The organism is Blautia sp. HA9023, from assembly GCF_056504095.1.
This window is the reverse complement of the sequence record NZ_JBWLUR010000008.1, coordinates 16,146-31,950: the sequence shown is the minus strand read 5'-3', so window position 1 is coordinate 31,950 and position 15,805 is coordinate 16,146. Positions and strand designations below refer to the sequence as shown.

Sequence of the window (15,805 nt, the reverse complement as noted above, 5' to 3'; positions counted from 1 at the left end):
GTCCATTTTTATTTACTGTAACCCGCCTAATGCTTTGCGGTCAAAAAAAGCTATGCTCCGCAAGCGGGATATTCCGGCTATGAATGTGAACTGTCAATACATTTAGCTACTGCTTACATTTCCTTTGCGCCCGTCCGCGTCTTGCGGACGGGCGCATTTTGCTTTTTTCAACTTTTTTCTGAAAAGCGCACTCAAGAGCCATCTCCCGAACGGGTACGGAGCGAAAGGGGCAGAGAGGACAAGCCCTTAACTCCCGTCCTCTACTCCACGCGGGAAGGAGGTGAACTCTATGGAGCTATCTTCTTCCGACAAGGAAAGAATACAACATCAGTACGACGCATTAGCAAAGAAAACTTTGGTCGGCGAAGCGAAAAGCCACCGCCGCACTCTTGCGAAACGCGCAGCACGCGAAGTTACTTTTTCGGATTTGAGCGAAAGCGAACTCGCGCAGCTTTTCACAACGGACGAATACGAAAGCGATTATTTCCGTTTTCAAGTGTCCGGCTTTGATGTACTCGTCAAAAATGAACTGCTTGCCGAAGCCCTTAACGCTTTGCCCGAAAGGAAACGCGACATTATCCTTTTGTCCTACTTCTTGGATATGAGCGACGCGGAAATTGGCGAACTGCTGAATGTTGTACGCACGACGGTTTTCCGGCACAGGAAATCCGCGCTTGCGAAAATCAAACAGTATTTGGAGGGAAAAGCAGATGATGAATACCGTTAGGAAGTCTGAAAATCTGTTGCCGTTCCCTGTCATTTCCGCAGCGGCAAACGGCGACACAACCGCCATGTGCGCGATCTTGAAGCACTACGAGGGTTACATAGCGAAACTTTGTACCCGCACGCTGAAAGACGACGCGGGCAATACCTATTCCTATGTGGACGAGGAAATGCGTAACAGGCTGCAAGTGCGCCTTATTACCCGCACCCTTGCTTTTCATGTAGGATAATCTTTTAGCCCATGCGGGGAGCGTGTCCCCTTTCCACGCTTCCCGTTATGGGCTATTTGTCGTTCCGCAAAAGCATATCCGCTGTTGATGTGCTTTTGCAGGCCGACAAAGCCTATTGTTCTTTGACAAAGAAAGCGGCCTTTGGTGCGCAGCATAACAGGCAAACGGGTACATTCCGTCTGTACCGAGCCAGTCGGCGGGTACGCCATGACAGCTTTTCCCCATAGGGGAAAAGCCGAGCGAGAACTACCGCGCCGTAAAACAGGTTTAGCAGCTTGTGGGCGACGACATACAAGGCGGCACAATGATACTCCCGCGTTGAACACCCTCAAAGTATTGCGCGGCGCACCCATAAGCATGGGCCGGGGTGAAACTCCCGTGAGGTTGCAGCTAACAACCGCCCGTTTTTGCCTTTTGACGAATATAGTTTATCCATACAGGAAAAGGAGGTTTTTCTAATGGATAAAAAACAGACAATTACAACCGAACGCAAAATAGGGAAAATCACCTATCTTGTTCAAGCGTTGCCGAGTGAAAAGGCAACCGATACAATCCATAAAAAGATTGAGAAACTCATTGTAAAGGATTTGCAGAAAAAGCCCGGAAATCCGGGATTTTTAGCGTCCGAGTAGTGCATTAGGCGGCGGGATATGGTATAATGATAGCAACACATTATACCTGTTTATTCGGCTGTCGGAAAGGAGGACTAATGTTACAGTCGAATAAAATCACCGCCCTTTACTGCCGTTTAAGTCAAGAGGATATGCAAGCCGGAGAAAGCGGAAGCATACAGCACCAAAAAATGATACTTCAACGCTATGCGGACGAACACCATTTTTTGAACACAAAGTTTTTTGTGGACGACGGATTTTCCGGCGTGAGTTTTGAGCGCGAGGGGCTGCAAGCGATGTTGCAGGAAGTGGAAGCCGGACGAGTGGCGACGGTCATTACCAAAGACCTTTCCCGTCTTGGCAGAAACTATCTGAAAACGGGCGAACTCATAGAGATTGTATTTCCCGAAAACGGAGTACGCTATATCGCGATCAACGACGGAGTTGACACAGCGCGGGAGGATAACGAGTTTACCCCCTTGCGGAACTGGTTTAACGAGTTTTACGCCCGCGACACAAGCAAGAAAATCCGCGCAGTTAAACAGGCACAGGCGCAAAAAGGCGAGCGCGTCAACGGGGAATATCCATACGGCTATATCCCAGACCCGAACAACCGCCACCACCTTATACCCGACCCGGAAACCGCGCCGATTGTCAAACAGGTTTTCGCTATGTTTGTTAGCGGCGTGCGTATGTGCGAAATCCAAAAATGGCTTGCGGAAAACAAAGTCTTGACGATTGGAGCGTTGCGCTATCAGCGTACAGGACAGGCGCGGTATCAGCGGGCAATGATCGCCCCCTATACTTGGCCGGACAAAACGCTCTATGACATATTAGCAAGGCAGGAATATTTAGGGCATACCATAACCGCGAAAACTCACAAGGTATCCTACAAGTCGAAAAAGACCCGGAAGAACGAAGAAGAACAACGCTATTTCTTCCCAAACACCCATGAGCCGCTTGTTGACGAGGAAACCTTTGAACTTGCGCAAAAGCGGATTGCTACCCGCCACCGCCCGACAAAAGCAGCGGAGATTGATATTTTTTCCGGCTTGCTGTTTTGCGCTGGTTGCAGACATAAGATGTATTACCAACAGGGCGTAAATATCGAGCCGCGCAAGTTTTCCTATTCTTGCGGCGCATGGCGCAACAGGGCAAGGACAGGCAGCGAGTGTACCTCTCATTATATCCGCAAAAACGTACTTCTTGATTTAGTGCTGGAAGATATGCGGCGGGTTTTGCGGTATGTTAAGGAACACGAACAGGACTTTATCTGTAAAGCTACCGAGTACGGCGACATGGAAGCGAGAAAGGCATTAGCGCAGCAGCAAAAGGAACTTTTCAAAGCACAGGCGCGTATGACCGAACTTGACACGCTTTTCCGCAAGCTGTATGAGGACAACGCATTAGGCAGACTGACAGATGAACGGTTTGTGTTTCTAACTTCCGGCTATGAGGACGAAAAGAAATCCCTTGCCGCAAGGATAGACGAGTTACAACAGCAGATCGCAACCGTTACCGAGCGAAAAAGGGATATATCAAGGTTTATTCAGATTGTCGGGAAATACAGCGACATACAGGAATTGACCTATGAAAACGTCCATGAGTTTATCGACCGTATTTTGATACATGAATTAGACCGGGAAACCAACACCCGGAAAATCGAAATCCATTATAGCTTTGTCGGACAGGTTGATACCGAGCAGGAGCCGACGCAAGTTGTCAACCATGACCGCCGCAACATGGTAGATGTAAAAAGTATCGCTATCTAACCCCAGCAAAATTTGTACCAGAATAACCATCGTCCACATACGTTTTTGCTATGTGCCATCCCTGCTTTTTCACATAATCCGTGAGGATGGTCTACAGATGTCTTTAACATCTTTTCATAGAGTGCCGGCATTGCATCACTCGAATTGGCAAAAAAGCCGGATTCTCCCATCTGCTTTCCTTCAAGCATAGATGCTACATAATCATCACCAAGTACAAACGCTATGTACTCAACAAATGATGCCCTATCTTTTACCACACTGTTTACTGCAGCACTTTCTCTGTCATCCGGGAAACCACTTGTAGGGATCATAATAATTCTGCGAATTGTATCATCACCTGATCTTGCAGTAATCTCATAGAACTCTGATAACTGCAAGATCTCAAGCTCTGAAAACTCTATATGTTCTGACAATGTCTGCTCCTGCTTTGAATTAAATGGTGATACTGTAACCTCACTATCAGATTCAATACCACTGAACTCAACCTCTATCTTGTACTTTCCAGCATTCTCATTATCTTCTGAAATTACAGCCTGCCTTTTCACTCGGCACAAGTCCTTAATTTTCTGCTCCAGCAGATTTCTATTGTCACTTTCTGTTTCCAAAACAGCATCCGCTACTGTAACCTGCTCAAATGGATTCTTTGCATCTCCTACCGGTCCACAGAATATATCCTCTAAGAATTTATCCCCATTCAGATACATATTCTTTGTACCAAGCCACAGCATCATTTCAACATTTTTATTAATTGCAGAATAGGAAGCATTCATGGAACCAAGATACAGGTCAACATCTGAATATTTCCTTCTCAGATAGATTTTTGCATGAATATCCTGTTTCTTTTTATCTGCGAGTTCATCTGAAATTTCTTCCTCACCATCTATAATCTCATCCTTTAATGCATAGATGGTAAAATTATCTACATCTGATGCTTTGAGTTTTCCAAGCTCAGAACGTCTCGTAACAAGTGTTCTCTTACAGTCCGACAATGCCCTGTCTGTCAGGTTAAAATCTGCAATCACACTTTCTGATAAAAACGGAGACATCACTACAAGCTCATTAAATGTCGAATTGGCATTTCCTCTTTCCTTGCAGAATAGGATATCCTCCTGCATCCGGTAAGCATTTTTTCCAATACCAAGTGGAAGCACTTCAAAATCCTCTCCAAATATTTTACTATCAAGTGAAAAGGATACATCCTTAATGTCTGCACATAATCCACGAATCAGGTTTCTTTTCTTTCCGGCATTATTGCTGGTATTATGCACATTCATTACAAGATAATCCAGAAAATCACAGATAGGCTGAGTCTTTTTCTTCTGTCTGACATTTTTACTGCTATCCATTGCAAAGCTGATATCCCAGCTCCTGTCAAAAGTCAGATTTCTGCTCATTACCACAAAACGATATTTTTTATCTCCATCAGCGTTTACATATGCTAATACCCATGTTTTCGGATGAAATGACGGATATCGACCAAGCTGTCTATCTTTTGGCAGTGCGACCTCTACTACCATTTTCTCTAATAAAATAGATAGTGCAGTCGGTTTTGTTGGCACTTTAATCTGTCCTGCTTCACAAAACAGCACGATTTTATCTGATACCTTCTGCAATGCATTCAGCATACCAATTGGATTTTGCATAAGCTTACTATCTGTTTCTTCAGATAATCCAAGACATATCGCCACAGCTGTGAGTGCTTCCAGGTCAAGTGAATATGTAGTGCCTACTGCTCTGTCCAATCTATATCCGTCCGGAGGCATCAAAATACCGCTGTAATCCGTTCTATCTCGGTTTGAATCCGGTCTAAACATCAGCACTCACCTCCCCGGCATAGATGTCATTCACAATTCTTCTGGCATTCGAGAATCTGTAATCGAGCATTCCACCGCCTACCCATTTTGAATGATCAAATTCCTTTGTTCTGCTTAACTTCGCTCTGGCTGCTCCTTTCAGGCTCCGTTCCCTCTTGCGAATCAGTTCATCAGCCATATCAATATCTAATGTAATAAATGCTGCTTGTATCCCACATAGAAAGCTCTTTGCCCTTGGATTGATCAACTGGAATTCTCCAAACACTGCATCCAGATCTACTGTCGCATTATGCCTTATATCCGGAAGCAACCTGCTCCATTCATCATTTGCGTATGTATTCTCGTCTTCTGAAAGCATGACATTGTATCTTACTCTCGCCATATACACCAGATTATTAAAATCGCAGGCAAGCTTCATCATATATGCCAGCTTTTCACCTACTTTTTCCGATAGTTCAGCCGTTAAAGAAGCAAAATCATCATATTCATTCAAATCAATACGATTTTTCAATACATATTCCAAAAGAGACCCTTTCGTTGACTTCTGAATCTGCTTATCCAGATAGAATGCTTCCTCCTGCGTCAGCTCTATTGTAAGGTTGTCTCTCCAATCATCATGATAAATCGGAAGATTCCAGAATCTAATATTGCCGATGTCTCCTGCATCCGAATCATCCTTATCATTTTCCTCTGCATCATCATTCCTGTTTCCCAACCGGCTGACAGACTTCTGTTCTTTTAGCTTTACCGCCAATGAAACATACTCCGGTATAGACAGACCATAATCACAGAATATTCCAAAGGTACGAATTCCATTCCAGTAGATATCTGATGGTTTTCTTGCCACCCAGCCCTTTGGCAATACACGACTTCCAATAACACCTTCTGCCTTGGGATCTGCTTCTAACAATCTGATGCCACAATCTTTTTCAGCAGAATCTATAGCTCTTAAAACTCTATTTGCATCCTTTCCATACCTGCCATCAACAGCCTCCCTTAACATATATGGAACAATAAGGAAGTACTTTGCTCTAGTCTGGATGGTAGATGTCCCCGGAAAGAAATAATTGGCAAAAGCATCACGAATAACGCCGATTCCAAGTTCATCGACTGCTCCCTGTTCACTCAGAAGGTTAATCACATCGAATGCCTTCTGCCGGTCTTCTTTTGAAAAATCTATCCATCCTAACTGCATGTTTTCACTTCCTTATTTCTTCGTCAAATATGTATCTTCCACATAAGTCTCCGGTGTCGCCTCTTCAATTACTCCCGACTTTGGATCAAAGATATATTTCTTCTTCAATCTCTCATACAATACAGAACCTACAGTCTCCATTACCTGCCTCATCATATCAGGATCATCAAACAGTTTTCTGAAAAACTGGTCATTCTGCTCATATCTGTCTGCTGCCATATTCGGAAAATCCTTTTCAAATAACAGCATAAATGTTGCCCTGTCATTGTTCTTTGCGTAGCTCTGCCATTTCTCCTGATTGGCATAATCATTTTCCATCTGAACAAGAACTTTATCCATCTCTGTAAAATGAGTGCCATACTTTTCGTTTATCTTATCAATGATTACTGTCAACGGGTCTTTCTTAGGCTCTCTATGACCGGAATCACCGGAGATAGGTGTATATCCGCCTTCTGTGCTTTCAAGCTCTATCGGACCTTCAAAGTCTTTTTCCAGCTTATAGTATTCAAGAAGAACTTTGTCATCAATATTTATCTTCTCTCCACCATGTCCCTTAGGAAGCATTGTGTATAAGAATTTTGAATAAATACTGAATCTATGAATATCCTTGTCAAATAATCTGCATACCTGTGTAATATAGGCATACACACGGTTAAAACTTGCCAAGGTAGACTTAAATATATCCTGTTTTTCAACCTCAAGCACTTCATATCTGTCTATTGCTGGTCTTAACTGTCCCTGAAGCTTTCCAAGATCACCAGCTGATTGATTCTCATTCTGATAGAAAATATCCGCAAATTTATCCACTTCTGATTTCTGATATACCCTGAAATCATCCAAGGTATTCTTCATATCATATACAACATTAGGATCTGTTTCCTCCAAGAGCACAGTTTCCTCATAGAATGGCTCAAAAGATGCTTTGATATCCTCTGCTGAATTCACAAAATCAAGTACAAAGGTATCTACTTTTCCTCTTGTAGTACGATTCAGTCTTGATAAAGTCTGTACTGCCTTTACACCGGACAATTTCTTATCCACAAACATGGTGTGAAGTAGTGGTTCATCAAAGCCTGTCTGATATTTTTCTGCAACAACAAGGATTCCATAATCATCTGCATGGAATGTTTCCGGCAAAGCCTTTTCTTTTATTGTCTTGCCTTCTTTATCCTTGTTCATTCCCTCTTCGGTAAACACATCATCGTTATCTTTCACTTCACCGGAAAAAGCGACTAACACTTCAAGGTCATTCAGTCCTTTTTCTTTTATCTGTCTCTTAAATTCCTGCACATATCGTACTGCATGAAGTCTGGATGGTGTAACAACCATAGCCTTCGCTCTGCCACCTATCTTATGTCTTGTGACATTCATAAAATGTTCCAGCATAATGGCAGTCTTCTGAGAGATATTATGTGGATGCAGTGTCTCATAATTTATAATTGCCTTTGAACCAGCTGTTGTATCAAATTCCGGATTATCCTCAATAATCTTGGCAATCTTATAGTACATTTTGTAGGTCATATAGTTCTGCAAAACATCCAAGATGAAATGCTCCTCTATTGCCTGTCTCATAGAATAAATATGGAAAGGTCTGTAGATTCCTTCCGCATCCTTCTGACCAAACAGCTGCAATGTTTTTCCTTTTGGCGTTGCTGTAAATGCAAAGAATGATAAGTTCTTATGCATCCCCTGTGCTGCCAGTTCGTCTAATAGCTTGTCCTCATCATCCTTGCGGTTTCTCTCGTCCTCATCTTCCATCTCGGCATACTCTTTCAGAATTTCTTCAGTATCAGCTAATGCTCTTTTTAACTTTTTCGCTGCATCTCCGGTCTGCGAAGAATGTGCCTCATCAATAATAATCGCAAATCTTTTTTTTGCAGAATCCACTTCTTTATAGATTACCGGGAATTTCTGTAATGTAGTAATAATAATGCCTACACCATCATTGATTGCATCTCTAAGCTGTCCCGAATTTTTATCTACTTTCTTAACCACACCTTCCACATGGTCAAACTGATATACTGTAGACTGTAACTGACTGTCCAACACTCGTCTGTCAGTAACGATGATTACTGACTGGAAAATCTTATTGTCTTCATAATCATGGAGTCCGGTAAGTCTGTGTGCCAGCCATGCAATCGAATTGGACTTTCCTGAGCCTGCACTATGCTGGATCAGATAACTCTTACCTGAACCATTCTTTTTTACATCTTCCAACAGCTTTGTAACAACATCAAGCTGATGATACCTTGGGAAAATCATAGTCTCTTTCACAAGATTTCCATTTTTATCGTACTCCTGCTGCAAGTGCATATATTTCTGTAAAATTTCCATCAGACTGTCTTTGCAGAGTACTCTTTCCCAAAGATAAGCTGTATCATATCCATTTGGATTTACCGGATTACCTTTGCCACCTACTTTTCCGGCGCCATTACTTCCCTGATTAAATGGCAGGAAATAAGTGTGTGCGCCCTCAAGTCTTGTAGTCATATAAACATTGGTAAGGTCTACAGCGAAATGTACCAATACCCTTTCCTTAAAGGCAAAAATCGCATCCTTACCGGCACGATCAAACTTATACTGATTAATCGCATTTGTTGTATCCTGTCCTGTAAACTGACATTTCAATTCCATAGATACCACCGGAATGCCGTTTGCAAAAAGAACAATATCAATGCTGTTTTCATTATGTACAGAATAATGAAGCTGTCTGGTACAATGAAGGATATTCGCATCATACTGCATCTGTGTAGTCTCATTCAAAGAGGTCTCCGGCTTCCAGAAAATCGGATAAAACTTGATTCCTCTGTCCATAAATCCATGCCGCATCACATTCAAAAGATTCGTTGTCTTTACTTCTCTTTTAAAACGTTCGATGATCTGTTTCTCGGAATTCTCCGCATAAATTTTTACATATCTTTCCCATTTCTTAGGCTGACTTGTCTTAATAAACTCAACAAAAGTATCTTCTTCAAGTCCTGATTCACGATTAAATTTCTTTGGATCACCTTTGGTATATCCACCATGATGAGTCAGATAGTCTTCGATATCTTCCTCAAATCGTTTCTCTTTTACATCAAAATCAGACATGAGCTACACCTCCTTTTTGCCTGTGACAACTTCGTAAATGAGGGATTTTTTGTATTCTTGATATTTCTTAATAAGTTTATTTCTTTTATCAATCTCAACTTCAATATGATTTACCTTATCAGTTATGTAATCAGCTATTTTCTTCTGCTCATCATATGGTGGAATAGGAATATAAAAATTCAAAAACTTATCTGCTTGTAGTCTCCATCTTCCCATACCACTTACACCTTGTCCTAATCCATAAAAAATTCGTGCACTATAACACATTTGCATCATATACAAATAATACTTTGGACACATACCATTCTTATCATTTAATACAAAAACCCTATAATCAGGACTTGTAACTCCTTCGTACTTTGAAATATCTACCCAACCGGTCAGCAAATCCATATGATTCATTGCGAAATCACCTTTATGGACTAACTGATAATTTGCATAGCTATTTGCAAACTGTCCTTCATTGTTAGAAAAATCTTTAGGAATTATTCCTCTTTGTGTAATTGACAAAACAGTATGTCCTTCTTCTCCTGCAATATCTTTCTGAATATGGAATACATACTTTAATCTTTTCATTTCCCAATTTATAGGAATATTTCCAAACCATACACTTCCGCTATCCTTCATCTCTACATCTGGATTTATTCCACTGGTTACTGCTTCCGTAATAATTGATAATTTGTATTCCTCTAATTTTTCAATTATCACCTTCTGCTTTTCTACAATTTCATCAATCTTTGAACACTTGGCATCCAGATATTCAACTATTTTATTTTGTTGTTCTATATTTGGTCTAACCAACGGAAGTAAAAATAACTTGCTTGATTTTATTCCAGTTGCTGTTGAACCAGTAGATAATGAATGTAAAAACTGCTGGAATCCCTCGTTCAACATCCAATACTTCAAATAATAGTTATTAACAGTACTTAATGCTCTAAATTTTATAATACGTTGTGCTAAGGCAATATCAGTTCTATCTACATTAGCCACTTGCCCCAATGGAGCCTCTGTAGTAAATAGTATATCGCCAATTTGTGGTATTCCTCGATGCATTATCTCCTCATAATCGGCTTCACGAACGTATTCTTTTGATAACTCATAGCATATTTTCCCATCTTTTATATTCTTTGCAGTTACTAAAAAAGTTCCTTCTTCTGTTTTTTCTGGTGTTTTTCCCCTATAATCGACAATTGAATCTAATTGCTTTGTTAAGGGAACAATCTCCCAATCTTTTGGTATCTTCCCAATCCATTCCACTCCACTATCCTTCATCTCTCTCATAGGTCAAATACCTCCTCAAGACTTCCAGATAGTTCTGTCTCTAAATCCATAATCTCTGCCATAATTTCTGCTGATGGTCTTGGAGCTTCATACTTATAGAAATATCTCGTAAACGGAATCTCATATCCCACCTTTGACTTTTTCTCATCTACCCATGCATCCGGTGCAAATGGAAGTACTTCTCTTTCAAAGTACTCTTTGATATCCTCTTTTAACGGAACATTTTCTGTATCACGAAGACTGGTATCCGGCTGTTTCTTTCCCTTTTTCAATACCAGATTGCCTTCTTCATCACGAAGCGGTCTTTCTACTGTAATCTTGGTATAACCAAAATCCTCGTCATCATAAATCTGGCTGATTTCACTCTCTTTAAAATCACCATATATCTTTGTAATCTCTGCAATATCTTCCTTAGAGATATCATTTCGCTTATTTCCTAATGCCTTTCTTCTCTTCACGAACATCTCATTGGCATTGATCAGCTGCACTTTTCCTTCTCTGACTGTACCTGCCTTTTTATTTGACAATACCCAGATATAGGTTGCAATTCCTGTGTTGTAGAAAATATCATTCGGTAAAGCAATGATTGCCTCAAGCAAATCATTTTCGAGAATATATCTTCTGATTTCAGAAGGTCCACTTCCTGCATCTCCTGTAAAGAGTGGTGAACCATTATGAATGATTGCTATTCTGCTTCCACCCTTATCAATATCTTTCATTTTTGATATTGCTGTCATAAGAAAAAGCATCTGTCCGTCACTTGCAGCCGGAAGTCCTGCTCCAAATCTTCCTCCGAAGCCAAGCTTTGCCTCTTCCTCTACTTTTGCCTTTTCATTCTTCCACTCACGTCCAAACGGAGGATTTGAAAGGATATAGTCAAATGTACTGCCTGCAAACTGGTCATCCGATAATGTGTTGCCATCCTTAATGTAATCAGCATTGTTACCCTTAATCAGCATATCAGCCTTACAGATTGCAAATGTCTGGTCATTGATTTCCTGACCGAACGATACAAGCTCTGTAGATGCATTCAGACTATGTAAATATTCCTCTGCTACAGAAAGCATACCTCCGGTTCCACAGGCAGGATCATAAATCGTCTTTGCCACATTATTGCCAGAAAGGATGTCATTATCATCATAGAAGAGAATATTAACCATAAGTTGGATAACTTCTCTTGGAGTGTAATGCTGTCCTGCATCTTCATTATGAGACTCAGAGAATCTTCTTATAATTTCTTCAAAAATATATCCCATTTCAAGGTTAGAGATTTCATTCGGATGAAGATTTCCTCTGTCTGTTGTATATTCCTTTAAAACAATATACAGAATCCCCTTATTTGCCATCGTTGTGATGTGTCCATCAAACTTAAATTTTTCCAGAATATCCCGCACATTTGCTGAAAATTTATTCAGATACTCTCTAAAATTCTCCTCAATGTGGTCAGGATCATCCATAAGTCTTTCAAATGTATATTTACTTGTATTGTAAAAATCCTTTTTTGAAGCCTTACGAAGTAAAATATCTTTCATTGGAAGATTCTTTACTTCATCGTATTTCTGTAATACCGCATCCTTCGTATCTGAGAGAATACAGTCAAAACGTCTGATTACTGTAAGTGGTAATATAACATCTCCATATTCATGTGGTTTATATACACCGGTAAGCTTATCTGCTATTGCCCATATTAGGTCTGCTTTCTGATCTATTTTTGCACTTCTCGTAGCCATTTACATTTTCCTCCATAAGGTAATTTACTTTTCTTTGTTATCTGGTACATAGTCAATCAAATCTCCAAAGTTACAATCCAACTCTTTGCAGATTTTTTCCAAAACAGATAGTTTCACCGACTCGCAGTTTGTCATCTTTGCTATTGTACTGGAGCTAAGACCAGTCTTGGCACACAAATCTCCTTTTTTCATTCCGTGGTCAATTAACTGTTTCCATAATCCATTATAACTAATTGCCATCCTCTTTTCCTCCGTTTAATGTGCAATCAATATCAAAATTATTTTATCACACAAAAAACTCCTTGTACAATTCGCATTTACAAATATCACATATCTTTTTTCAAATATTGAATATCTTTTTTAATTTATTCACAAACCTTTTGAATTTATCTGCTACAGATACTCTTTTCCTAATTGATGTGGTTAGAAGAAAAACATCTCCAATCTGCTTTCATTATAACGTTCAATCCATATTTACGCATTAAAAAAGGATGCAGGGATTGACTCCCTACATCCTTCATTAGAATTATAATATTATACTTATCTCACACCCCGATCAGCCCCTCTCTCCGGCTTATCTTTTCCCTGCTTTTCTTGAATAATCCTCTTATTAATCTCAAGCCGTTCATGAATGGATAATTTCTTATCTTTTCCAACTACCGCCTGCTTCTGTTGTACCTGTTTCCTATCTGCTTTTCCTGCATCCTTGACCACTGCATTCGCTTCGGTACTTGTTCCCCGCTCATCTGCTCTTCCTTCATTTCTTTCCGTTATCTGCTGTTCTCGTCTCTCTTTCACACCTTTTTCTTCCAGATTGCAAAAGCTCTGCAGATACGGAAGCACATGATTCTGCATGTCTGTCAGATCTTCCATATATTTTTGGAACTCTTCACTTCCTTTACCTTTCTGGTAATTGATCCAATACTCATCTGTAAGCTTCATTTCATTATCATACTTCAACTGACTCACAATACCGCCATGTCCATTTCCAATATCTATTGACTTCTTGAAATGATGCAGCATCTGTTCACCTTTTTCCGCATAATATACAGTCACATATATCTTTGTGATTTTTGTAGGTTCCTCTGTCTTCGAATCACGTTTTGCATACCATTCTTTATCCATTTCTGCTGTTTTTGCATCCAGCTCGGATAACTTCTGACATCTTGGATTCATGAGAGCACTTTCTTCACAATAGTTTACATACACCATTGGTTCCAGATTCTTTGGAAACTCCGGCTCATAGACTTTCAGTCTTTCAATCAATACACCTGCACGCACAGACTGGTCACATTCTTCGTCTACAATATCCTTCAGATAAGAAATATAAGAATGTGTATTGCCACTCTGCAAATCCAACATCACCTCTTGTACCGTATTTTCTCCCGTCTCCACATTATCTCGATACTCATACGGATCAAAAGCTTCTGCAATCTCATCCAATGCCTCTGCCAACTGTTCTGTGGTCATCTTCTCTGGATACATTGCTTCCCGAACATCCCGCATTGGTACATACTTATAGTCCGGCAATGCATCATGAATTTTCTCAATCCCTTCCCGTATCAGTGCAAGTTCTCCATAAAATCGAACATCGTCCATCAGATTTCCAAGTACTGTATTTCCTTTTACGATTGCAAATTCAGCATCATCATAGTAACTGTCTTCCGGATCACGATAGATAATCCCCATACTGCATACTCGATAGGCATTCTCAGGATTCTCCCTATATTTTTCATAAACCGCAGCAATCTGATTAACATCGGTACTTTTTTCATAAGCTCCCATATCATGGAACTCATCACATTCTGCGGCAAAGTATTCCAGATACGGTTCTTTCTTCGGTGGCATATTATTGAGGACATTATCAATCATGTTATAATTTGCCTCTTCCAGTTCTTCTACCTTTGCCAATGGCTTATATTCGCCCTGGCTTTTCTGAATCTCTGCCATTACAACCTCATCCATTTCTTCTACCTTTTCCATCAACTGATCATAATCCCCACGGATGCGTTCTCCAGTCCATCCTTCGTCTTCCAAAAGTTCCTCTGCCGCTTCTTCAATAGAAATTTCACCATTTTCATAGACGCCACCATCCATCAGGCGGAAATCTTCATCGTAAAAGGAATAATCATATCCTCCTTCTGTTCTCTGAATAGCAAAGTAACGTTCTCCTACCTCATATGCCAGTTCACTAAGAACCTGTTCTTCCAGATTCAGGAAAGAATCTAGCTGTTCAAAACTGATACTGTCTACAAAATGAGCGGTTACCTTTCCCCCCTCATTCAGAACTACGATATCACTGACAGACAGGGAATGTCCTCGAAAGTCTTCTGGTCTGTCGATGTTGAATCGTTCAAATATATCATCTAGCGACATATTTCCAAATAATTCTCCCACATAGACCAGTTCATAGTCTTCTTTTTTAATCTGCATCCCGTGACTTTCAATGAAGCTCATATTCATAAACGCATAGTTTTCACCTGGCAAACCATCTCTTATTTGATAAATACCGAATGTTCGTCTTGTCCCTAATAGCAGATTTGCCTCTTTCAAAGACTGAATCTGCGGATATTTCTGCATCTCCCATTCCAAATTGCGGAATCGTTCCAGTTCTTCTGTAGACATCTGATAATGCTCCGGACCTCGTTCAATCTCCATTCGCTCTGTAACATAGATTGGTGATGAAAAATTGGTAATCAGATAGATATCTGCTCCGGCATCATATAATTTCAGAGCTTCTTCCTGTCCAATCACATTCATCGGCTCCTGAAATGCTCCAAAATCTTCATCTGCATAATCCAGATCCTGATCCCTTATCCGTTCCCACATCTGTGATTCCATGCTAAACAGCCCTTCATGTGCCTGTATCATTTCTTTACTTGCATACTCTCCCTTGCTGCCATCACTACCCAGGCAATAGATTTTAGAACCCATTCTGTGATAATCCAGGGCTGCTGCTTTTCTAAGCGGCACCATATCCTCTGCTGTATATCCATAATCCCGAAGTTCCAGCTTGCCTATGGTTGGATCTGGTAAGTCCTGAATATCCATTTGGGCATCATCCAGAAGTTCCTCTACTCTATCTTCATCTGACCGATTGACTGCATCTGCCAGATTTCTTACCAGCGTCCTTACTTTCTCTTCTTCGCCAACCAGATTTGCATATTCAAAAATCTGTTCTTTTACGTCCGCTGGAATTGCTATTCCCATGTGTTCTGCACGGTCTATTTGTTCCTGTGTATATTCCTGCATTTTCTGCGTTTCTATTCCTGTTATCATGTTTCTCGCCATATAAGTTCCTCCTGTATTCCCAAAAGTGGCATAACCGGCAGAACATTCTTTCTACCAAATTATGCCAT

At 40.6% G+C, this 15,805-nt stretch carries 11 protein-coding genes; 4 read left to right on the top strand and 7 right to left on the bottom strand.

The annotated features are described in order from the left end of the window. Positions 1-289 precede the first annotated feature (289 nt). From AC04Q6_RS10050 to AC04Q6_RS10035, 4 genes are all read left to right on the top strand, one after another. Positions 290-727, top strand: coding sequence for a sigma-70 family RNA polymerase sigma factor (locus tag AC04Q6_RS10050; RefSeq protein ID WP_002604474.1), 438 nt, complete (start codon positions 290-292; stop codon positions 725-727). Beyond that, the gene (locus AC04Q6_RS10045; protein ID WP_002604473.1) at positions 711-953 is read left to right on the top strand and encodes a helix-turn-helix domain-containing protein; all 243 of its coding nucleotides are present in this window, start codon (positions 711-713) and stop codon (positions 951-953) included. Before AC04Q6_RS10050 ends, AC04Q6_RS10045 begins: the two co-directional genes overlap by 17 nt. 458 nt (positions 954-1,411) lie before the next feature. After that, positions 1,412-1,585: a transposon-encoded TnpW family protein gene (locus tag AC04Q6_RS10040; protein WP_002604472.1), complete on the top strand. Its 174-nt coding sequence runs from the start codon at positions 1,412-1,414 to the stop codon at positions 1,583-1,585. 77 nt (positions 1,586-1,662) lie between these two features. Next, positions 1,663-3,336, top strand: a complete 1,674-nt coding sequence (locus tag AC04Q6_RS10035; RefSeq protein ID WP_002604471.1) for a recombinase family protein — start codon at positions 1,663-1,665, stop codon at positions 3,334-3,336. Here the strand turns inward: AC04Q6_RS10035 and AC04Q6_RS10030 are convergent. The 7 genes from AC04Q6_RS10030 to AC04Q6_RS10000 form a co-directional block, all read right to left on the bottom strand. Continuing rightward, positions 3,333-5,150: a phospholipase D family protein gene (locus AC04Q6_RS10030; protein WP_242996963.1), complete on the bottom strand. Its 1,818-nt coding sequence runs from the start codon at positions 5,148-5,150 to the stop codon at positions 3,333-3,335. The genes AC04Q6_RS10035 and AC04Q6_RS10030 overlap by 4 nt on opposite strands. Then, positions 5,143-6,345, bottom strand: a complete 1,203-nt coding sequence (locus tag AC04Q6_RS10025; protein ID WP_073106984.1) for a DUF6361 family protein — start codon at positions 6,343-6,345, stop codon at positions 5,143-5,145. The genes AC04Q6_RS10030 and AC04Q6_RS10025 overlap by 8 nt, the downstream gene beginning before the upstream one ends. A 12-nt stretch (positions 6,346-6,357) precedes the next feature. Beyond that, a complete protein-coding gene (locus AC04Q6_RS10020) occupies positions 6,358-9,435 on the bottom strand; it encodes a type I restriction endonuclease subunit R (protein WP_073106987.1) in 3,078 nt (1,025 codons plus the stop codon). 3 nt (positions 9,436-9,438) lie between these two features. Continuing rightward, positions 9,439-10,716, bottom strand: a complete 1,278-nt coding sequence (locus AC04Q6_RS10015) for a restriction endonuclease subunit S (RefSeq protein WP_073106989.1) — start codon at positions 10,714-10,716, stop codon at positions 9,439-9,441. Next, positions 10,713-12,446: a type I restriction-modification system subunit M gene (locus AC04Q6_RS10010; protein ID WP_118062574.1), complete on the bottom strand. Its 1,734-nt coding sequence runs from the start codon at positions 12,444-12,446 to the stop codon at positions 10,713-10,715. Before AC04Q6_RS10010 ends, AC04Q6_RS10015 begins: the two co-directional genes overlap by 4 nt. 24 nt (positions 12,447-12,470) lie before the next feature. Continuing rightward, positions 12,471-12,686: a helix-turn-helix domain-containing protein gene (locus AC04Q6_RS10005; RefSeq protein WP_028086451.1), complete on the bottom strand. Its 216-nt coding sequence runs from the start codon at positions 12,684-12,686 to the stop codon at positions 12,471-12,473. Between the two features lie 300 nt (positions 12,687-12,986). Then, on the bottom strand, positions 12,987-15,737 hold the full coding sequence (locus AC04Q6_RS10000) for a YodL domain-containing protein (RefSeq protein WP_119247874.1): 2,751 nt from the start codon (positions 15,735-15,737) through the stop codon (positions 12,987-12,989). Positions 15,738-15,805: the final 68 nt, after the last annotated feature.